The 20049-nt window shown below is 66.7% G+C and carries 13 protein-coding genes and 1 riboswitch; of the genes, 7 read left to right on the forward strand and 6 right to left on the reverse strand.

Annotated elements, in window-relative coordinates; genetic code table 11:
- Positions 1–5 precede the first annotated feature (5 nt).
- A complete protein-coding gene (galB, locus tag F3N42_RS05825) occupies positions 6–2759 on the reverse strand; it encodes a beta-galactosidase GalB (protein WP_150863453.1) in 2754 nt (917 codons plus the stop codon).
- A 109-nt stretch (positions 2760–2868) separates the two neighbouring features.
- Between galB and F3N42_RS05830 the strand changes: the two genes are divergently transcribed.
- Positions 2869–3876, forward strand: coding sequence for an alpha/beta hydrolase (locus F3N42_RS05830; protein ID WP_150863454.1), 1008 nt, complete (start codon positions 2869–2871; stop codon positions 3874–3876).
- Positions 3877–3885: 9 nt separating this feature from the next.
- Here F3N42_RS05830 and F3N42_RS05835 read toward each other — a convergent pair whose 3' ends face one another.
- Both F3N42_RS05835 and F3N42_RS05840 read right to left on the reverse strand, forming a co-directional pair.
- Entirely contained in the window at positions 3886–4653 is a 768-nt protein-coding gene (locus F3N42_RS05835; RefSeq protein ID WP_150863455.1) for a DUF4097 family beta strand repeat-containing protein, read from the reverse strand.
- A gap of 84 nt (positions 4654–4737) precedes the next feature.
- Positions 4738–5913, reverse strand: a complete 1176-nt coding sequence (locus tag F3N42_RS05840; protein WP_150863456.1) for a PQQ-dependent sugar dehydrogenase — start codon at positions 5911–5913, stop codon at positions 4738–4740.
- Positions 5914–5999: 86 nt separating this feature from the next.
- Positions 6000–6113, forward strand: a riboswitch (TPP riboswitch).
- Positions 6114–6161: 48 nt separating this feature from the next.
- On the opposite strand from F3N42_RS05840, the gene F3N42_RS05845 reads away from it, so the two are divergent.
- The 4 genes from F3N42_RS05845 (at position 6162) to F3N42_RS05860 (ending at position 10780) form a co-directional block, all read left to right on the forward strand.
- Positions 6162–8357 carry a TonB-dependent receptor gene (locus F3N42_RS05845; RefSeq protein WP_150863457.1) on the forward strand — a complete coding sequence of 732 codons (2196 nt, stop codon included), beginning with the start codon at positions 6162–6164 and terminating at the stop codon, positions 8355–8357.
- An 83-nt stretch (positions 8358–8440) separates the two neighbouring features.
- Complete coding sequence (locus F3N42_RS05850) at positions 8441–8758, forward strand: DUF1244 domain-containing protein (RefSeq protein WP_150863458.1); 318 nt, start codon at positions 8441–8443, stop codon at positions 8756–8758.
- Positions 8755–9189 (forward strand): YcgN family cysteine cluster protein, encoded by a 435-nt coding sequence (locus F3N42_RS05855; protein ID WP_150863562.1) that lies wholly within the window; start codon positions 8755–8757, stop codon positions 9187–9189. Before F3N42_RS05850 ends, F3N42_RS05855 begins: the two co-directional genes overlap by 4 nt.
- A 55-nt stretch (positions 9190–9244) precedes the next feature.
- Positions 9245–10780, forward strand: a complete 1536-nt coding sequence (locus tag F3N42_RS05860) for a tetratricopeptide repeat-containing sulfotransferase family protein (RefSeq protein WP_150863459.1) — start codon at positions 9245–9247, stop codon at positions 10778–10780.
- On the opposite strand, the gene F3N42_RS05865 is transcribed toward F3N42_RS05860, so the two are convergent.
- Together F3N42_RS05865 and F3N42_RS05870 are read right to left on the reverse strand one after the other, a co-directional pair.
- On the reverse strand, positions 10758–12020 hold the full coding sequence (locus tag F3N42_RS05865; RefSeq protein ID WP_150863460.1) for a serine hydrolase domain-containing protein: 1263 nt from the start codon (positions 12018–12020) through the stop codon (positions 10758–10760). The two genes, F3N42_RS05860 and F3N42_RS05865, sit on opposite strands and share 23 nt — an antisense overlap.
- Before the next feature lie 134 nt (positions 12021–12154).
- Complete coding sequence (locus F3N42_RS05870) at positions 12155–15055, reverse strand: M6 family metalloprotease domain-containing protein (RefSeq protein WP_150863461.1); 2901 nt, start codon at positions 15053–15055, stop codon at positions 12155–12157.
- Positions 15056–15220: 165 nt separating this feature from the next.
- Here F3N42_RS05870 and F3N42_RS05875 point away from each other — a divergent pair, with 165 nt between their 5' ends.
- Complete coding sequence (locus F3N42_RS05875) at positions 15221–16525, forward strand: mechanosensitive ion channel family protein (RefSeq protein ID WP_191621253.1); 1305 nt, start codon at positions 15221–15223, stop codon at positions 16523–16525.
- Here F3N42_RS05875 and F3N42_RS05880 read toward each other — a convergent pair whose 3' ends face one another.
- Positions 16526–18217, reverse strand: a complete 1692-nt coding sequence (locus F3N42_RS05880) for a glycoside hydrolase family 9 protein (protein WP_150863463.1) — start codon at positions 18215–18217, stop codon at positions 16526–16528.
- Between the two features lie 141 nt (positions 18218–18358).
- Between F3N42_RS05880 and F3N42_RS05885 the strand changes: the two genes are divergently transcribed.
- Positions 18359–19894 (forward strand): amidase, encoded by a 1536-nt coding sequence (locus F3N42_RS05885; protein WP_150863464.1) that lies wholly within the window; start codon positions 18359–18361, stop codon positions 19892–19894.
- Positions 19895–20049: the final 155 nt, after the last annotated feature.

The raw sequence follows: 20049 nt of genomic DNA on the forward strand, positions 1-20049 counted from the left end.
CTCATTTATTTATATTCCCAAAACCCCAGTTTCACCCGTCTCGAAGCCGGTTCCAGGCCCTCGGCCTGCGCACTGACGGTCAGGCTGCCGCCGGCGCCCTGCCCCGGCAGAGCCCGGACGATCACCAGGGCCAGGCCGTTGAAGGCGGACCGCTCGGTGGCGTGAAAGCCGGTCATGTCCGTCGGGTCGCCGTTGTCGGTGGCGACGATCTCGCCCGGCCCCTCGATCGAGAATCGCAGCGCGGTATCGGCATTGGCCACGGTGTGGCCATTGGCATCGACCACGCGCACGGCCAGGAAAGCCAGGTCCAGGCCATCGGCACGGATGACACCCCTGTCCGGTTCAATGACGAGTGCCGCCGGCGGCCCCGTGGTGACCACGCGGTCGGTGGCCCAGGGCTCGCCGTTCCGCCAGGTCCTGACCTCGAGCTCCCCCGGCGTGTAGACCACGTCATCCCACCTTATTCGGAATTGTAATTCGCCTTTCTTTTTTCGCCCTAATGACTCGCCATTGAGGAACAGCTCGGCCTCGTCCCCCGAGGTAAAGACGTGCACCGGGGTGACCCGGCCCTCGCGCCCCGGCCAGTTCCAGTGTGGTAGCAGGTGGGCCATCGGGTAATCCGGCCGCCAGTGCGCCTGGTACAGGTAATAGCGATCCTTGGGGAAGCCGGCCAGGTCGATGACGCCGAAGTAACTGCTGCGGGCGCTGTAGTACGGCGTTGGCTCGCCCAGGTAATCCCAGCCGCTCCAGACAAACCCACCGGCCACGTACGGGTGCTGTGCGAGTGAGCGGAACACCTTGTCAGCCGAAGAGCCGAACGGCGCCGTGTACAGCTCGTAGCTGCTGACTTGGGCCGACACCGGGTCACCACCCGCACCGTCCGCCACGGGCGCGCTATCGCCTTCGGCGACCGGGAACAGGTATTCGCCACGGGAACTCACCGCCGCGGCGTTCTCGCTGCTGAGGATCACCTTTTCGGGATAGGCCTGGCGAAACGCGGGGTACATCGGTGACGTGCGGATCCCCTGCAGGTGGGCGTAACCCGGTGCATCGCGGATGCCCTCGCCCTGGTAATTCAGGTGCACCATGTCCATGACCGCCGGCAGCGGCATGCCGGGCTTGGCAAAGTTCATGGACACCCCGGTGGGCCGGGTCGGGTCTTCCTGCTTCGTGATCGCTTGCAGGCGCCGGGCCACGGCCGCGCCGTCGTCGCCGGTGTACTGCTCGCCCACCTCGTTGCCCAGGCTCCACATGATCACCGACGGGTGGTTGCGGTCGCGGCGCAGGAAAGCGCGCAGGTCCGGCTCGCTCCAGTCATCAAAAACCAGGTGAAAGTCGAGCGGCGTCTTCTTGCGCGCCCAGACATCGAAAATCTCGTCCACCACCAGGATTCCCATGCGGTCGGCCAGGTCCAGCAGTTCCGGGGCCGGCGGGTTGTGCGCCGTGCGGATGGCGTTGGCGCCCATGGCCTGCAGCATTTCGAGCTGGCGCTCCGCGGCACGGCTGTTCCAGGCCGCACCCAGCGCCCCCAGGTCGTGATGCTGGTTCGCGCCTTTCAGCTCGATGCGTTCCCCGTTGATCCATAGGCCGGTTTCACTATCGTATTTTAATTCACGAATTCCAAATCTTGTTTCTACTTTATCGATAACTTGCCCATCTCGACTCAGGCGGGTGACGGCCAGGTAGCGGTGGGGAGACTGGTTGGGTGGCGGCCCCCACAACCTGGGCTGGGCAATGCGCGCCCCGGCCTCGACCCGGGCCCGCGCGCCAGCGCGGATCTCGGTGGTGAACGCCGTTGTTTCGGTGACGGCCGATTCACCGCGCAGCCCGTCGCTGCCGAGTACGTACACGGCCGTCTCCACGCTGACGCGGGCCGCTTCGGATGACGTGTTTTTTATATCAGAAATAACCTTAATTTTAGCTTCTTTATTACTGATATCGCTTGATATAACATGAACACCCCAGGGCGTGACATGAACCGGGTCCTGCCGGGTCAGCCAGACATTCCGGTACAGCCCGCCGCCGGGATACCAGCGCGAGGACTCCGGCGGGTTGTCCATGCGGATCGCCAGCAGGTTGTCACCGCCGGGCACCAGGTAGGGCGTCAGGTCCACCTGCCAGGACGCGTAGCCATAGGGCCAGCCACCGGCCAGGTGGCCGTTGATCCAGACCATGGCGTAGGCCATGGCACCGCCCACTTCCAGCGTCACCTGTTGCCCCTGCCAGTCGGCCGGAATGTCCAGGCTGCGCCGGTACCAGGCCACGCCGGGGCTGGGCAGGCGCCCCATGCCTCCACCCACCGCTACATCCTCCCCCACCATGAACGGCCCGCCGATGGCCCAGTCGTGGGGCAGCGTGACGCGCGCCCAGTCGCCGTCATCAAAACCGTGCCCCAGCAACGGCAGGTCGGTGACGGGTTCGTGCGCAGGCCGTGCGTGATGGCGTTTCGGGTCGTCGATGAACTCATTCGCCGTGGGCAGCACCCAGGGCTTCAGCACCCCTGCACTGCCGGCCACCTCGACGGCCTCGGTGGGCTCCGCGTCGGCCGGCCGGCCATCGCTGGATTCGGTCACCTCTGGCCGGACGTCATAGACCAGCCCATCGGGGGTTTCATCCGGGCCGTACTTCATGAACCGCCAGCCATCGTTCAACGAAACCCGCAACCGCGGGGAGTCGTCCGTTGATGCCGAAGCAGGACTGGCCAGCGGGGCCAGCAACAGGCAGAAAACGGCGGCGAGCAATACGGGCAATCTGGGCATGGTGAGCTTCTGGTTTTTATTCAGGAAAATCGAGTATATATCGCTCATCCCTGCCAGGTTGCTGCATGCCGGGCTGGTCCGGCATGACGGCCAGTGGTAGGTTGCCCTGATGAAAACAAATCGACGAGAACTGATCCTGGGCGCGGTCTCCGCCGGACTGGCCGGCCAGGCTGGCCACGCGATCGCGCAGACGCCGCCGCCCGGCAGCCCGGCGACCCGTGACGGTGCCGCCCCAGACCCGCTCGAGACCATCGACCTGTGGCCGGGCGAGGCCCCGGGGCTGCCAGCCACGCCGCCCACGGAAACGGTCGCCGAGCGCAGCACCGACCCGGGAATGCATGACCGCGCGGTCACCGGCATCCGTCGGCCGCGCATGGCCGTGTTCCGGCCGGAGACCCCGAACGGCACCGCAGTGCTGGTGACGCCGGGTGGCGGCTACCAGCGCGTGGTCGTGGACAAGGAAGGCTATGAACTGGGACGCTGGCTCTCGGCGCGGGGCTACACGGTGTTTGTGCTGTTCTACCGGCTGCCCGGTGAAGGCTGGGCCAATCGCCAGGACGTGCCGCTGGCCGACGCGCAGCGCGCCATGCGCCTGGTGCGCTACAGGGCCGCCGATTTCGGCATTGACCCGGAACGGGTCCTGGCGATGGGCTTTTCCGCCGGTGGGCACCTGTGTGCGGACCTGGCCACGCGCGCAGACGCCCCGGTGTACGCCGCCGTGGATGACGCCGATGCCCTGTCCGCGCGCCCGCGGCTGGCGGCGCCCATCTACCCGGTTATCGCCCTGTCCGCGCCGCTGGCGCACACCGGGTCGCGAAACAACCTGCTGGGTGAAGACGCTGGCCCCGGGATGGAAGCGGCCCACTCACCGGACCGCAACGTGACCGCCAGCACGCCACCCTGCTTCCTGGTGCATGCCGAGGACGACGGCGCCGTGGTCGTGGGTAACAGCCTGCGTTTGCGCGCCGCCCTGGTCGAGCACGGTGTGCCGGTGGAGACCCACCTGTTCACCCACGGTGGGCACGGCTTTGGGATCTCGCGTGCCGCCGGCAAGCCGGCGGCGCATTGGCCTGAACTGTACGTTCGCTGGGTGGAGTCGATGCTGGCCGCCAGTTAGTGGCGGACCTTAGTGACGGGCCGGGACCTCGACGCTGCCGGTCACGTTCTTGTGGCTGATGCCACCGCTGCCGTCCTTGCCGACACGGAAGTCGCCGCCGACATTGCGCACGCTGATGCTGCCGGACGAGTCGCGTTCGACCACCACGTCGCCCTGGACATTCTCGAACTGGATGCTGCCCGAACTGTCCCGCGACACCAGCACCGAGCCGTTGATGTCCTCACCGGAGATCTCACCTGAGCTGTCGCTGACAATGTGCACATCACCCTCGATATCCTCGAGCTCGATACCACCGGAGGAATCCGACAGTTCGACCGGCCCGTTGACGTCAGAAATGTCGATATGGCCGGAGCTGTCCTTGACCTTCAGCGCGCCGACATTCTCGATGTCCATGCCGCCACTGCTGTCGCGTACGTCCAGGGGCAGGGTTTCCGGCACCCGGATCTCCAGGTCCACATAGGCGTAGCGGTTGCCGCCGAAAAAGCCGCCGTCGGTATCCGGAATGTCGACCGCGATCCGGGCCTCGTTGCCGGCTTCCAGGATCAGCCGGGTCTCGTCCAGCAGTTCCTGTGAAGAAGCACAGAGCCGCGCGACCACCTGGGCCGAGCCGGTGTCCGGGCGGCCCTCGATATCGAGGCTGCCGGCGGCGGCGTCGATTTTCAGCACGCTCGCGCCGGACAGGTCCAGCGAGCGGTCCAGCCGTTGTTCATGGTCGCAATCACCGGCCCAGGCGTTGCCTGCGGCCAGCACCAGTGCAATGGCACCCATTCGATACATGAGAAGTCTCCCTGTCAGTCCTGATTCGAGGGTTAGACGCTGCCCGTCCAAAAAGGGTTGAAACACCGGTCGAATGGCCTCGACTCAGCCGGCGCCCAGGCGCAGCAGCCGACCCTGCGAATCGCCGCGCTCGTCCTCCAGCACCCACAGCGCGCCGTCCGGACCCTCGACGACACAGCGGATGCGCGCGCCCAGCGGGTAACGCGCGACCTCGGTGGCGGCCGTGCCGTTCGCCTCGATGAACACCAGCCCCTGCGACTTCAGGCCACTGGCGATGGCGTGACCAGCCCAGCGCGGGAACAGGTCGCCGCCATAGAACACCAGGTTGCCGGGGGCAATCATCGGGGTCCACGAGATGGCCGGGGCGGCGAAATCGTCGCGGCTGTCGTGGTCGGGTATGGGGGTGCCGTCGTAGTGGCTGCCGTCGGAAACCACCGGCCAGCCATAATTCTGGCCGCGCACGACGGCGTTGAGTTCATCACCGCCGGCCGGTCCGTGTTCAAGGTCCCAGAGCACACCGTCGGGGCCGAAGGCCATGCCCAGGATGTTGCGGTGCCCGTACGACCAGATTTCCGGGTTGGCACCGTCCTGGCCAACGAAGGGGTTGTCGGCGGGCACGCTGCCATCGTCGTTGAGACGGACCACGGTGCCCAGCGTATTGCCCAGCTCCTGGGCCGGATCCATTTTCTGGCGGTCGCCCGAGGCGATCCAGAGGTACCCCTGCGGCCCGAACACGATGCGGTGGCTGTAGTGGCCGCGGCCGCTGACCTTCGGCGACTGGCGCCAGATGTCCTCGATATCGGTGAGTGAGCAGGCCTCGGCGCCGCAATCGAGCTTGCCACGCTGCACGACGGCGCCGCGGGTGTCGCCCTGCCCCGCCTCGGCGTAGCTGAAGTACACCCAGCCGTTGTCGGCGAAATCGGAGTGCGGCATCACATCGCCCAGGCCGCCCTGGCCACCCAGGTCCACTTCCGGTACGCCGGTCACCGGCAAGGTCACCGGCGCGGCACCCGCATCGTCCCAACGCAGCACCTTCATCGCACCCGGTTTTTCCGTGACCAGCAGGCGGCCATCAGGCAGGAATGCCATGGCCCAGGGCTGGTCGAAATCGGCCACGACGCTGACGCGGAATGCCGGATCGCCGGCAGCCCCTTCGCTGGACACCAGCGCGCCGGTCTCGACGGCCGTCGCCGTCGGGCTGCTGCAACCGGCAGCGGCCATGGCCAGGGGAATCATCGCGATCAACAGGCTTCGGCGCATCGTTTTCGACCTCCAGTCGTTCTCTGTGCGGTATGCGGGAAACCCTCATCATAACCTGACACCGCGCCGCGCCCTGCGTATAATCGCCGTCGATCCTGGGGTGGCACGGCGCTGCGAGCGCACGGGCCTGAGACGCGGAACGCGAACCCATTGAACCTGATCCGGCTAGTACCGGCGTAGGGACGGACGCTTCATTTCGATCCAACCCCGCTCGAACCCCGGACTCCACGCACTGATTTGGAGTTCCGATGAACACACGTATCACCACCTGCGCGGCACTGGCCGCGAGCCTGTTGCCCTGCACGCCGTTGCTGGCGCAACCCTCCACGTCTTCCGGTACCGGCCACGACACCGTGCTGGAGGAAATCATCGTCACCGCCGAGTTCCGCCCGGTCAGCGCGCTGGACACCGCCGCCAGCGTCAGCGTCTTCGGTGAACACGCCATCGAGACCCGCGGCGCGGTGCATGTCGAGCAGCTGCTGAACCTGGCGCCGAACGTGAATTTCTCCGCCGGCGCGTCGCGCGGGCGCTATTTCCAGGTTCGCGGCATCGGCGAGCGCAGCCAGTTCGTCGAGCCCATCAACCCGTCCGTGGGCCTGGTCATCGACGGCATGGACTTCACCGGCATCGGCGGCGCGGCCACGACCATGGACCTGGCGCAGGTGGAGATCCTGCGCGGCCCGCAGGGCACGCTGTTTGGCGCCAACGCGCTGGCCGGCATGATCCACATGGTCTCCAACGCGCCCGGGGCCGAGTTTGGCGGCAGCGCGGAGTTCACCTACGGCAATTTCGACCGACTGACCGTGGGCGCCGCGGTCGGCGGTCCGGCCGGAGACACCGTGAGCTGGCGACTGGCCGCGCAGGTCAATCGCGCCGACGGCTGGTACGACAACACCTACCTGGGCCGGCCGACCAACGACATCGACGAGGGCTTCGCCCGCGGCCGCCTGGCCTGGGCCGTGAGCGACGACATCGACCTGGGCCTGGTGCTGTTCCTGGCCGATATCGACAACGGCTACGACGCGTTCTCGCTGGACAACACCCTGGAGACCCTGTCCGACGAGCCCGGTCAGGACACGCTGGAGGCCACCGGCCTGGCCGTGAACGCGGACTGGCGCCTGAACGACAGCCTGGACCTGCAGGCCGCGCTCAGCCACGTCGATGCCGACGCCGTGTACAGCTATGACGAGGACTGGAGCCATACCGGCATCTGTGACGGCACGGCCTGCGATTCGGAGGACTGGGGCTTCGACTGGTGGTACAGCTCGTTTGACGCCTACACTCGCAACAACCGCAACACCGCGGCTGATGTCCGCCTGCTGGGCGAGGCCGGTCGCGTCAACTGGACCACCGGCGCCTACTACCGCGACCAGCAACAGGGCCTGCAGCGCGACTACACCTACGCCGCCGGTCGCTTCGACAGCCAGTTCGACAGCCGCAATGCGGCCCTCTACGGCCAGCTGGACTTTGCCATGGCCGAGCGCTGGACCCTGGTGACCGGCCTGCGCTGGGAAACCCGCGACTGGGACTACGCCGACAACACGCCGACCGCCGACGATGACGGCGACGAGTCGTACTGGGGCGGCCGGCTGGCGCTGGAGTACCGCACCGATGCCGGCACCTTGTTCTACGCGCTAGTGTCGCGCGGCTACAAGCCCGGAGGCTACAACGCCGCGCTGGCCGCGGAGTTGCCGGACCTGGAGGCCATGGGCATCGAGGTGCCCGAGGGCGCGCTGGTCTTCGACGGCGAGACACTGCTGAACTACGAGGCCGGCATCAAGGGCCTGTTCCTGGACGACCAGCTGCGCCTGGCCGCCTCGGCGTTCTACCAGGACCGCGACGATGTGCAGGTCAAGCAGTCCATCGTCATCCCCGACGACCCGGCCGCCAGCGCCTGCCCCTGCGTGTTCATCGACAGCCTGCAGAACGCTGCCGGCGGCGTGAACTACGGCCTGGAACTGGAGGCCGACTGGCAGCTGGCCGCGCGTTGGCGGCTGTTCGGCACGCTGGGCCTGCTGCGTACCGAGTACCGCGACTTCCTCAGCTACACGCACGCCGACGCCGACCCCGAAAACGGCGTGCCCTACGACATGGGCGGCCGCGACCAGGCCCACGCGCCGCGCTACCAATACACGGTCGGCATCGAGTTCGAGCCCGCCAGCGACTGGCTGGTACAGGCCGACATCGAGGGCAAGGACCGCTTCTACGCCTCCGCCAGCCACGATGAGCGCACGGCGGCTTACGCGCTGATCAACCTGCGTGTCAGCTGGCAGCTGGGCGACTGGCGGCTGTCCGCCTGGGGCCGCAACCTGGCCGACGAGGACGTGCAGGTGCGCGGCTTTGGTGGCTTTGGCAACGACCCGCGAAAGCTCTACGAGGTGGAACCCTACTTCCAGCTGGGCGAACCCCGGGCCTACGGCCTGACGGCCACCTGGACGTACTAGTCCGATCGAATCGCCGTGGCCGCCACATTGCGCGGCCACGGCGCACTGCCTACCATGCACAGTCCCGAACCGGAGATTGACGCATGAGCGAGCTGTCCCAAGCCGAGCAGACCGAACTGGAGGCCGCGGCCTTCCGCACCCTGGTCGCGCACCTGCAAAAACGCACCGACGTGCAGAACATCGAGCTGATGAACCTGGCCGGATTCTGTCGCAACTGCCTGTCGCGCTGGCTGACCGAGGCCGCCGCCGAGCGGGGTACCGAACTGGACATGGACGCGGCCCGCGCCTGGGTCTACGGCATGCCCTATGCCGACTGGAAAGAACGCCACCAGGCCCCCGCGACGCCGGAGCAGCAGGCCGCGTTCAAGAACGTCATGGCCGACCCGGACCTGACCTCCTGAGCACACCGGAAAAACCCTTCTGGGAGACCAAGTCGCTGGCGGACATGAACGCCGCGGAATGGGAGTCCCTGTGCGACGGCTGCGCACTGTGCTGCCTGCACAAGCTCGAGGACGAGGACACCGGCGAGGTGTGGTTCACCAACGTCGCCTGCCGCCTGCTCGACACCGAGGCCTGCCGCTGCACCGACTACGCCCACCGGGCCGAGAAAGTCGCGGCCTGCCTACAGCTCTCGGCCGACCGGCCGGAAGCCTTTGAATGGCTGCCCTCGACCTGCGCCTACCGGCGCCTGTCACGCGGCCAGGGCCTGGCCGACTGGCACCCGCTGGTCAGTGGCGACCCGGACAGCGTCCACCGCGCCGGCATCTCGATGAAAGGCCAGATGGTCTCCGAGCTCGACGACCCCGAACCGACCCAGTTCCAGCGCCGCTGAGTGCCCGGCTGGCTTACAATAGCCGGCTCACAGAAACACCATCGCGCGAGCCGTTATGACCACTGCCCAGAATATCCAGTTCCAGTTTCAACAGGCCCGGCAGGCCTACGCCAGGGGCGCCTGGGCCGAGGCCCTGGCGGCCTGTGATCGCCTGCAGCGACAGGTTGGCCGCAGTGAAGAGGTGCTGAACCTGCGCGCCATGTCACTGCTGGCGCTTGATCGCGGCCCCGAGGCGGCCGCGACCCTTCGTGAAGCACTCAAGCGCAAGCCCAACTCGGCCGGCATGAACCTGAACGCGGCGCGCATCGACCTGGCCCTTGGCAACCCGAAGGGCGCCAAGCGCCACGCCATGACCGCGGCGCGCGCCGCCAGCAACGACGCCCGCGTGCTCTACCAGGCGGCGCTGCTCTGCCGCCAGTGCGGCGACTACCCCACGGCGTTGCGCCTGGTCGACCGCTGCCAGGCCCGCGAGCCGGGACTGTCGGATGCCTGGTACCTGAAAGGTTCAATGCTGCTGGACCAGGGTGACGCCGACAACGCCGCCATCCAGTTCGAGCAGGCGCTGGCGCACAACCCGGCCAACGCCCGCGCCATGGCGGACCTGGCGCGGCTGCGCGGGGAACTGGACAAGGACGACCGGCTGATGGTGATGCTGGAGGGCATGGCCACGCGCGGCCGTGAGACCTGGGCCCGTTCCTGTGCGTTGTTCGCGCTGGCCGACCTGCGTGCCCGCGCCGGTGACGCTGAAGCCGCGGCGGCGCTGTACCAGCGCGCCAACGAGCTGGGCAACCAGGTCCGGCCATTTAACTTCGACGCCTGGCTGCGACAGCAGGACGAGACGCTGTCGGCCTACATGGACCTTGTACCGCAGGGCGCGCCGGGGCACGGCAACGGCGCCGGCCTGGTCTTCCTGGTCGGCATGCCGCGTTCCGGCACCAGCCTGTGCGAACAGGTGCTGGCCGGTCATCCGGACGTGCTGGCCGCCGGTGAGCTGCACGCCATGGCCGCCATCGAAACACTGGCTGCCAGGGGCAATACGGATGAGAGTCTGCGCCGGCACTACATCGAGGCCCTGCCGGCGGACCATGGCCGTTACCGGCTGACCACCGACAAGCTGCCGATGAACTTCGAACGCGTCGGCCTGATCCACCGCCTGTTCCCTGGCGCGCGCTTCATTCACTGCACGCGTCACCCGCTGGACGTGGTGCTGTCCTGCTACCAGCAGGACTTCCAGGCCGGCGTCAAATGGGCCTTCAGCCTGGACCGCATCGCCCAGGTCTACCAGGCCCAGGACCGCCTGATGAAACATTGGAAAGAAAAGCTGCCGGAACACATCACCGAGGTCCGCTACGAGGACCTGGTTGGCGACCTGCCGGCCACGGCAAGCGCGCTGACCACGTTCCTGGGTATCGAGCCGGACGACGCCATGCTGGCGCCGGAAGCCATCGACCGCACCGTGCAGACGGCCAGCCGCCTGCAGGTCCGCGAGGCCGTGCACACGCGGTCCGTGGACAAGTGGCGCGCCTACGAAGACCTGCTGGCGCCCGCGATCGAGCGCCTGGGCGACCTTATTCCAGCGCCTGGTAAATAAGCGTCCGCAGCTTGGCGTGATCGTCCAGGTTGCCGGACGGGATGACCTGCGTGAAGTAAACCACCACCAGCCCCTCGGCCGGGTCGACCCAGTAGGTCGAGTGGTAGGCGCCACCCCAGGCGTAGTCACCCACCGATGACGGTACGCCACGCACACCCACGTCCAGCGTGACCTTGAAGCCCAGGCCGAAACCCATGCCGGCGTCCCAGGGGTACATGGACGGGTCGGCCAGGTGATTGACCGTCATCAGCTGCACCGATTTGCGTGACAGCACCCGCGCACCATCCAGTTCACCTTCGTTGGCGAGCATCTGCAGGAAGCGCGCGTAGTCGTGCGCGGTGGACAGCAGGCCGGCGCCGGCCGACAGGCTCTTGCGCGGACCCTCAACGTAGCCGCCCTGCCCGGTCATGTTGCTCTCCGCCGGCGAGCGCGCCAGCGATCCATCTTCGGTCACCGCGTAGACGGTGGCCAGGCGGCCGGTTTTGTCGGCCGGCAGGTAGAAATGCGTATCGGTCATGCCCAGCGGCGTGAAGATGCGCTCGGCCAGGAAGGCGTCCAGCGCCATGCCCGCAGCGACCTCGACCACGGCGCCCAGGATGTCGGTGGAATAGCCGTAGACCCATTCCTCACCCGGCTGGGCGTCGAACGGCAAGGCCGCCATCCGCCGGACCGTCTCGCGGATAGGTTCGTCGCGGTCGGCGAAATACCAGCCCTGGATGCCGGCGTCCGCCCAGGCATCGGCGGCGGTGCCGTAACCGTAATCCACGCCTGAGGTGTGCGTCAGCAGGTCGCGAACCGTGATCGCGCGTTTCGCCGGAACGACTTCGTAGGCACCATCTTCGCCGGCCACGGCGACCTGGGTCTGCGCGAACTCGGGCAGGTAGCGCGACACCGGGTCGCCGATCAGCAGCCGGCCCTCCTCCTGCAGGATCATCGCCGCCACGCTGACAATCGCCTTGGTCTGCGAGGCGATGCGGAAGATCGCGTCCTCGGTCATCGGCGATTGCGACTCGATATCGCGCCAGCCATGCACACCCTTGTATGCCACTTCGCCGTCCTTCAGCACCAGGGTCACGGTGCCCGGCAGGTCGCCGCGCTCGGTGTAGGTGGTAAAGAACTGGTCAAGCCGTTGCAGGCGCTGGTCGGACAGGCCATCGGCCGCGCCGGCGGCGGATGCGAGCAATGCCAGGCTGGTGGCGGTGGCCAGCGCCAGGTGCCGGAGAATGCGTCGAGTATTCATGATGTTGATTTCCCTGCTTGTTATTGTTGATCGGTGCTTTTCAATGAGCGTTACTGGGGGTTATACACCAGCGAAAAGTAAAAGGGCCACCCTCGCGGGCGGCCCTTTCAGGTCTTGCTTCGGTTAGCGCGGCGTCAGAACACGACCGTGACCGTGCCGGAGCAGGTCGAGGTGCCGGCGTTGCAGACCTGGTACTGGTAGGTCGCGCCGCCCTTGGCGCCGATGTTGTCGTTATGGAAGCCGTCGTTCGCCGTGGTGGTCAGCAGGCTGCCGTCGCGGTAGATATCGACGCTGGCGGCCGTTGAACCACTCCAGTTCAGGTCTACCTGCTGGCGACCCTTCACCTTGAAGCCGTTGGCCGACAGTGACAGCGTCTGCGCCGGCGCTTCCGGCGTGGTGGCCGAGGCGGTGTTGCTCCATGCCGAGGTCTCGGCGCCCTTCAGCGCCCGCACGCGGTAGCTGTAGGTGGTCTCGGCGCTGACGCCGGTGTCGCTCCAGGCCGTGGTGTTCGCACCCAGGGTGGCGACGGTACTGAACCCGCCACCGTTGGCGCGCTGCACCTCGTAGCCGGTCTCATCACCCGCGTTGTCAGTCCAGCCGATATCGACCCGGTCATGCGCAACCGCGCTGGTGCCCAGGCCCGACGGTGCCACCGGCGGTGTCACCGGCGTGTTGTCCACGCGGATCACCAGCTGGTCGACATGGACCGTGTCCTGGGCGCTGTTGCCCTGGCTGTTGTCGGTGTCGATTACGCGAACCCACACGCTGCCCGACAGGCCGCCCGGCAGGGCCGCGACCTGGGTATTGGCGGAATTCGTGGACGAGACAACGAAGGCGTTCGTGTAGCTGCTGCCATCGGCAGACCACTGGAACTGGAAGTCATCGTTGTCACTGGAACCACCGCTCCAGGCATTGGCGGTCAGGGTCGTGCTGTTGCCGGCCTCGATATCGAACACCCAGGTATGCGACAGCGAGCTGCGACGCTTGCGCGGGTTTCCGCCGGATTGCTGCTCGGTGATCGACTGCGCGTTGCCGTCGTCATCATGGGTGGCGCCGATTCCGCCACTGACGGAGCCTTCCGAATTGCTCTGCGACACGGCGGTGTAGTCCACGAACGGCGGCGGCGCATCGGTGGTGGCGCTGCCACCCGCGTAGGCGGAATCACCCGCACCGTTGAACGCGGCGACGCGGTAGAAATACGTGGTACTGGCCGCCAGGCCGGTGTCGCTGTAGCCACTGGTGTTCGCGCCCAGGCTGGCGATCACGCTCCAGCCACTGGAACCGTTCGGCGAACGCTCCAGGCGGTAGCCGTTCTCGTTGTCGGCGTTGTCGCTCCAGGCCAGGTCGATGCGGCTGGCGGATGCGGCCGATGCGCTGAAGCCGCTGGGGTCAGCTGGCGGCACCGGTGGCGCACAGCCGTTCAGGCAGAAGGTCATGCTGGCCGACGAGGCCGAGATATCGGAAATGGTAATTCCGGTCGAGGCGATGATGCCGTCCTGGTAGGTATCGGTGTTGGGGTGGTTGCCCGGCCCCGGGCCGATCGCGTCCACGCCGGCGGCGTGGTGGGCATCGGTGGAATCACCGCGGTTGTTGCTGCGCTCCAGGTCGTAATCACCATCGGCCTGCAGCACCGCCACGCGGTAGTGGTTGCCGTTGGCCGGCCAGCCGGACTGGCCGGGGAAGCCCTCGGTGTTGTAGCCGGCTTCGTTATCGATATGCCAGATCACCAGGCCACCCTGCGGAATCGAACAGTCGAAGCCGGCGTCCTGGCGGTTTTCCACCAGCAGGTATTCGTTGCTGGGGAAGCCCTGGTCGATGCGATAGACATCCGGGAAACTCTCGGCCTGGCGCAGCGTGTATTCGCCGGGGTCGCTGATCACCGTCGGCGTGTACCAGCCCAGGTTGGTCTTCGACCACGGGGAGAAGTGCGGCGGGCACAGCTGGGAGCCATTGAAGTCCCAGGAGTTCGCCATCAGGCCCCAGGAACCGATGCCCTCGCCGGAGCCGGAGGTGTCATACAGGTCCGGCAGGCCGAAGAAGTGACCGGTCTCGTGCGCGATCACGCCGATGCGGCCGATGGCCGAGCCCGATGTACCCCAGACGCCCGGGCTGATGTGGTAATCGTAAACCGAAACGCCGTCATTGGAGTTCCACTGCGGCTGGATGGCCCAGCGGTGCGACCAGATGCGGTTCGCCTGCGAGGCGCCGTAGGCGTCGCTGCCGCCCCACTCCGCACCGTAACCGGAGTGGATGAAGGCGATCGAATCGATGCGGCCGTCGTTGTCGGTGTCGTAGTCACCAAAATCGATCACGTCGTCCAGGTCATCCAGCGCTTCGCGCAGGGCCTGCCAAAGGGTCGAGTCACCCGAGTTGCCGTTGGCGTAGTAGGCCTCGGACTGTGACACGGTGATCCAGCCGCCGATGCCGGGGTTGATGTCGGACACCAGGTCCAGTTGGCCGTAGGAATTCTCAAAATAGACGTCACGGATGCTGCCCGTGGGCGCCAGCGACGGGTCACCGCCGATCGAATTGAATAACACGTCCATGTCGGACACGCTGGGCAGGCTGCGGCCGACATGGTCGGCGAAACGGATCAGCACGACCAGGTTCTTGACCGTACCCAGCGGCGCAATGGCGTCAGGCGCGGCCGAACCCGGCTGGTTGACCACCTGGCCGTTGACGCGCAGCGCGGACTGGCCCCGCACCGCCGCGCTGGGCATGACGCGCTTGCCCAGCCCCGCGGCGCGCGGGTTGTCCCGCCCCACCACCAGGCCGTTCGGGTTCACCCGCCCGGAGGCACCACGCTGGCCATACTCGAACCAGCGGCCATTGCGCACCACGGTGTAGCCCTGGGTGTCTTCCATCCAGTTGAAGTGCTCGTCACCGCGCACGTACAGCGTAATGACCGAGCCGTCGGGCTGGACTTCCTGGAAGGGTTTGGGTGAAGCCGGGGCCGCGAACGCGGTGCCGGATACGAACGTGCAAGCAAAAACGAGGAGCCCCGCGCGAAGGCGGGCCGATACGGTTCTGGACATGGTGATCCCCCTGAACGTCTGATTAAGTTTTTATATCCCTGAAATAAATTAACGCATCTTCCATGCATATCCTATCAGCAGATCGCCGTGACCGCCGACGGAAATTGCAGTAGCGTAGGTCCCATGCACACACGAACACCGAACAATTCGCGCAGATGGTGGCCATTGGCCTGTCTCCTGGTGCTAGTCGCGCAGCTCGGCTTTGCCCAGGTACAGGAGGCGCCAGGGGCGAACACGACCAGCGAGCAGGACACCGCGCTCGCCGACAGGATCAGCCAGGCCTATGACCATGTGGATGGCCTGGAACCCGTTCGGGTCGAAGTCGATTCTGGCATCGTCACGCTTTCCGGGGAGGTGGTATCGGAAGAACTGCGTGAGCGGGCCATCGACCTGGGGTCGCGTTTCGAAGGGGTACTGGATGTACAGGACAACCTGGCCGTCAGCACCAGCCTGGGCGACCGTATCGGACCGGCCATGGCGCGGTTTGAAGAGCGCACGATGCGGGTCGTCTACAGCCTGCCGCTGCTGATTGTTGGCCTGGTCATCCTGTGGCTTGCCTGGGTGTTCGCCCGCTGGCTGAGTACCCGCGAGTGGATCGGCCGACGACTGCGACAGAATCCTTTCATGGCCGACATCGTCCGCCAGCTCGTCCGCGCCGTGGTCATGGTCGGCGCCATGCTGTTCGTGCTCGACCTGCTGGAGTTGACCGCGCTGGTCGGTGCCGTGCTGGGTGCCGCCGGTGTCGCCACGCTGGCCATCGGTTTTGCCTTCCGCGACCTGATCGAGAACTACATCGCCTCGGTGCTGCTGTCCGTGCGCCAGCCATTCGAGCCAAACGACCTGGTGCACATTGGCGACCACCTGGGCAAGGTCACCCGCCTGACCTCCCGGGCGACGGTCCTGATTACGCCGGAGGGCAATCACGTGCGCATTCCCAACGCGACCGTGTTCAAGGCCGAAATGGTCAACTACTCGCGCAATCCACAGCGCCGCTTCCAGTTCGATGTCGGTGTCGACGTGGAACTGGAGCTGCTGCCTGTTCAGTCCCTCGCAGAGCGCATCGTTGGCGGCATCGACGGCGTGCTCGATGACCCGGCGCCGTTCTGCCTGGTCATGGAGCTGGGTGATTCCAGCGTCATCCTGCGCGTGTTCGGCTGGGTAGACCAGCGTGAATATGATTTCGGCCGTGTGCGCTCCGAGGCCATCCGCCAGGTCAAGGAAGCCTTCGACGAGGCCGATATCGTCATGCCCGAACCCATCTACAACATCAAGATGCTTTCACCGAAAGCCGGTGCTGAGTCAACCCCCAACGACACCGTGGCGCCCCGGCCTGTGCGCCCGACGCAGCTTGCCGCCAGCGAACAGCCCAAGGGCGCCGACACGCGCAGCCAGGATGAAATCGCACCGGCACTGGAACGCGAGGCCGCCGACGGCCAGAACCTGCTCGACGAGGCCGCCGAAAAGGAATGATCAGCGCGCGGCGTTGATCGATTCCAGCACACCCGTCACGTACACCATCGGCGCGTTCCAGTTGATGGTGATTTCATTGGTTGAATAGCTGCACCAGTGATCGACATACGATTCCGCCGCCATCTTTGACGGATACTCGCACTTGTCCTGCTGGCCCGGCTGCGGCCCGCCGGCGACGAAGCCGGGCACCGGGTCAACCACGCCGTCAGCCTGCGACGGCCGGTGGTGAATATGCATCGGCGTCTTGCCGCCATGACCGGTGACGAAACTGTAACCCGTGGGATTGCGGCCAAGTACCCAGTCCAGCAGCGCCTGTGCACCGTCCAGGTAATCCACATTGCCCGCCAGGTCGTAGGCCTGCAACAACATCATGGCGCGGTTCAGGACCACGGAGTTGCTGCCCCAGACGAAATCGCTCTTCTCCAGCGGCACGCCCCAGGCCGACTGCCGACCGGTCGCCATGACGGCATCGGCCAGTTCGACGATGCGGTTGCCGATCAACGCGGTGTCAGCGGCGTCGGCCAGCTCGCCGGCATGCCGCGCCAGCGACATCCAGGCCAGCCCGGAGACCTGCGACCAGCCCGGCACCGCCGCCCCGGTGGCGGCGAAATCGACCGCCTCCCAGTAGCGGCTGTCGCCGGTGGTGATGAACATCTCCGCCGCCGCCCAGGCGAATTCATCGCTGAACTCACGGTCGCCGTAACCCCCCGTCTTCACATCATCGGGCTGCCGGTACGGCAGGTCGGGATGGGCCTGCGCCCATTGCCAGGCCCGCTCGGCGGCGGCCAGCATCTCAGCGGCACGCCCCGGGTAGGTGGTCTCGTAGGCGCCGACCACGCGGCTGGCCACGGCCATGACCGCGGCAAAGTTCAGCGCCGCCGCCGTGCCTTTCTGCACCACGTAGCGCTGCTCGTGCGTGTCCGCGGGCATCACCTCGCCGACGAAATTCAGGGTCGTCAGCTTGTGGTACACGCCGCCGTCGTTCGGATCCTGCATGGTCAGCATCCAGTCGATGTTCCACATGACCTCGTCCAGCAGGTCGGGCACGCCGTTGCCGCTTTCGGGTATGCCCAGCTCGCGCGCCGCGTAGCGCCCGGGATCACGTTCCAGGGCCGCCAGCAGCGTGTACGTGGAGATGCCCGAGTTGACGATGTACTTGCCGTAATCGCCGGCGTCATACCAGCCCCTGGGCGAGGCAATCACGCTGCCGCTGGGGCGCTCGGCCGAGGCCGCCGAGGCGTGAATCATCACCTGGGTGTCCGGATGCCCGGCCGCGCGCGCCCAGCGGCCCGCGAACGCTTCCGGCAATGCCGTGCTGGCGCGGTTGTAGTAATAGGCCTTGGTGGCGGCGTCACTCAGGGCGGCGTAGACCGCGTCACCAATATTGAACGCGTGCGAGGCACCGATGCCTTCCACCTCGACCCGGTACCGCCCCGGCGCGCGCAATCCGGAAAAATCGGCCAACGCCACGTCGCCCGACGAGAACGGCCATTGCGCAGATTCCGTCGTTTCGCCGCTGAACACCGCCTCACCGCTTTCTGAGTCAACCACGGTGAACGGACGTGCCGAGCCGGTCTCCACCACGGCCACCTTGGGCGCGGCGGGGTGGAAGCCCACCTGGTTGACCTGGATTCGTTCACCCGGGGCCGTATCCGCGTGCGCGATGCCAGCCGCGGTAAGGAGCAGGGTCATGGAAGCGGCAAAGACCCGCCGTAAAGACCATCGTGTCATGTTGAGCCTCGTCTATGGTTTTGAACGACAACGTTGTCAGCGCTGTTGATGATACATTGCCGCATCACCACCGCGCATGCCACCACCCAGGGAGCCCGTGACATGATTCGACCCAGGACACTCCACCAACCCGCCCTCGTCGCCACTGCCTGCGCTCTCGTGCTGGCAGCCTGCGCAAGCACCCCCGACGTTGACCGGCAGGACCGCCGCTTCAACGAGATCACGGTCGACGAACTGCAGGCGGCCATGACAGGCGGCGAACTGGACTCGGTGGACATCACCCGTCACTACCTCGACCGGATCGAGCGTGTCGACCCCGGCATCAACGCCATCATCGAGACCAACCCGGATGCCGAGGCCATTGCCGCCGCGCTTGACCGCGAGCGCGCCGAGACCGGCCCACGCGGGCCGCTGCATGGGATCCCGGTGGTTCTGAAGGCGAATATCGACACCGGCGATGCCATGGCGACAACAGCGGGGTCGCTGGCGCTGGTTGAATTTCGCGCGCCCGACGATGCTCAACTGGTCACCCGACTGCGCGACGCCGGCGTGGTGATCCTGGGCAAGGCCAACCTGAGCGAGTGGGCCAACATCCGCTCCACGCGCTCTTCCAGCGGCTGGAGCAGCCTGGGCGGCCAGACGCGCAACCCCTATGACACGGCCCGAAACCCCTGCGGCTCATCGAGCGGCTCGGCGGCCGCCGTGGCGGCCAACCTGGTCGTGCTGTCGGTGGGCACGGAGACCGACGGTTCCATCGTCTGCCCCGCCGGCACCAACGGTATTGTCGGCATCAAGCCCACCCTGGGCCTGGTGAGCCAGGATGGCATCATCCCCATCGCCCACAGCCAGGACACGGCCGGCCCCATGGCCCGCACCGTCCGCGACGCCGCTCTGCTGCTCGACGCGATGGCGATTTCAACGGAGCAGACCGGCTCGCTGCTGGACGCCCTGGAAGACGCCACATTGGAAGGAAAGCGTATTGGCGTGGTGCGCAACTACCCCGGCGCCGGCGCCCACCCCGGGGTCGACGCGGTGTTGCAGAGCGCCATCAGCGCCATGGAAGCCGCTGGCGCCACGGTGGTCGATATCGAGTTGCATACCGACGGCGCCGGCGCCGCGGAGTGGGAGGTCCTGCTGTATGAACTGAAAGCCGACCTGGCCACCTACCTGCAGGACGCGGGCGCGCCCTACGCCTCGCTGGAAGAGCTGATTGCCTTCAACAAGGCCAACGCCGACACGGTGATGCCCTTGTTCGGGCAGGAGATCTTCGAACTGGCCCAGGCCAAGGGCGACCTGGACGACCCGACTTACACCGAGGCGCTGGCGACCGGCCGCCGCATCACCCGGGGCGCCATCGACAGCGCACTGGACGCCAACGACCTCGACGCCTTGCTGGCCCCCACCAACGGCCCCGCCTGGCTCACCGACCCGGTCAACGGCGACACTTTCAGCATCGGCAGCAGTTCCTGGGCCGCCATCTCCGGCTACCCGAACATCACTGTCCCGGCCGGCTTCGTCAGCGGCCTGCCCATCGGCGTCTCGCTTTTCGGTACGGCCTGGTCAGACGCCGGCCTTATCGCCATCGCCTACGCCTTCGAGCAGGCAACGCAGTTGCGCCGACCACCGGGTGACGGGTGACGCGTTACGCGTTACGCGTGACGGGGGAGTCAACACCGTGGGGCGGTGTTGCACTAGTGGTGGGGTGTGACGGGCGACGGTTGGCGGGTGACGGATGGTCGGTTTTCAGGGCCTTCGGCGGCCATGGATGGCCGCCGATGAGCGCCCCAGGGATG

The sequence above is a fragment of the Marinihelvus fidelis genome (assembly GCF_008725655.1).
Taxonomy (GTDB): domain Bacteria; phylum Pseudomonadota; class Gammaproteobacteria; order Xanthomonadales; family SZUA-36; genus Marinihelvus; species Marinihelvus fidelis.

Bases quoted from the DNA above. Each gene is read 5' to 3' on its own strand.
- F3N42_RS05880 (WP_150863463.1), bottom strand. From the start codon at position 18,217: ATGACCCTGCTCCTTACCGCGGCTGGCATCGCGCACGCGGATACGGCC.
- F3N42_RS05830 (WP_150863454.1), top strand. From the start codon at position 2,869: ATGAAAACAAATCGACGAGAACTGATCCTGGGCGCGGTCTCCGCCGGA.
- F3N42_RS05845 (WP_150863457.1), top strand. From the start codon at position 6,162: ATGAACACACGTATCACCACCTGCGCGGCACTGGCCGCGAGCCTGTTG.
- F3N42_RS05885 (WP_150863464.1), top strand. From the start codon at position 18,359: ATGATTCGACCCAGGACACTCCACCAACCCGCCCTCGTCGCCACTGCC.
- F3N42_RS05865 (WP_150863460.1), bottom strand. From the start codon at position 12,020: ATGAATACTCGACGCATTCTCCGGCACCTGGCGCTGGCCACCGCCACC.
- F3N42_RS05870 (WP_150863461.1), bottom strand. From the start codon at position 15,055: ATGTCCAGAACCGTATCGGCCCGCCTTCGCGCGGGGCTCCTCGTTTTT.
- F3N42_RS05850 (WP_150863458.1), top strand. From the start codon at position 8,441: ATGAGCGAGCTGTCCCAAGCCGAGCAGACCGAACTGGAGGCCGCGGCC.
- galB (WP_150863453.1), bottom strand. From the start codon at position 2,759: ATGCCCAGATTGCCCGTATTGCTCGCCGCCGTTTTCTGCCTGTTGCTG.
- F3N42_RS05860 (WP_150863459.1), top strand. From the start codon at position 9,245: ATGACCACTGCCCAGAATATCCAGTTCCAGTTTCAACAGGCCCGGCAG.
- F3N42_RS05835 (WP_150863455.1), bottom strand. From the start codon at position 4,653: ATGTATCGAATGGGTGCCATTGCACTGGTGCTGGCCGCAGGCAACGCC.
- F3N42_RS05840 (WP_150863456.1), bottom strand. From the start codon at position 5,913: ATGCGCCGAAGCCTGTTGATCGCGATGATTCCCCTGGCCATGGCCGCT.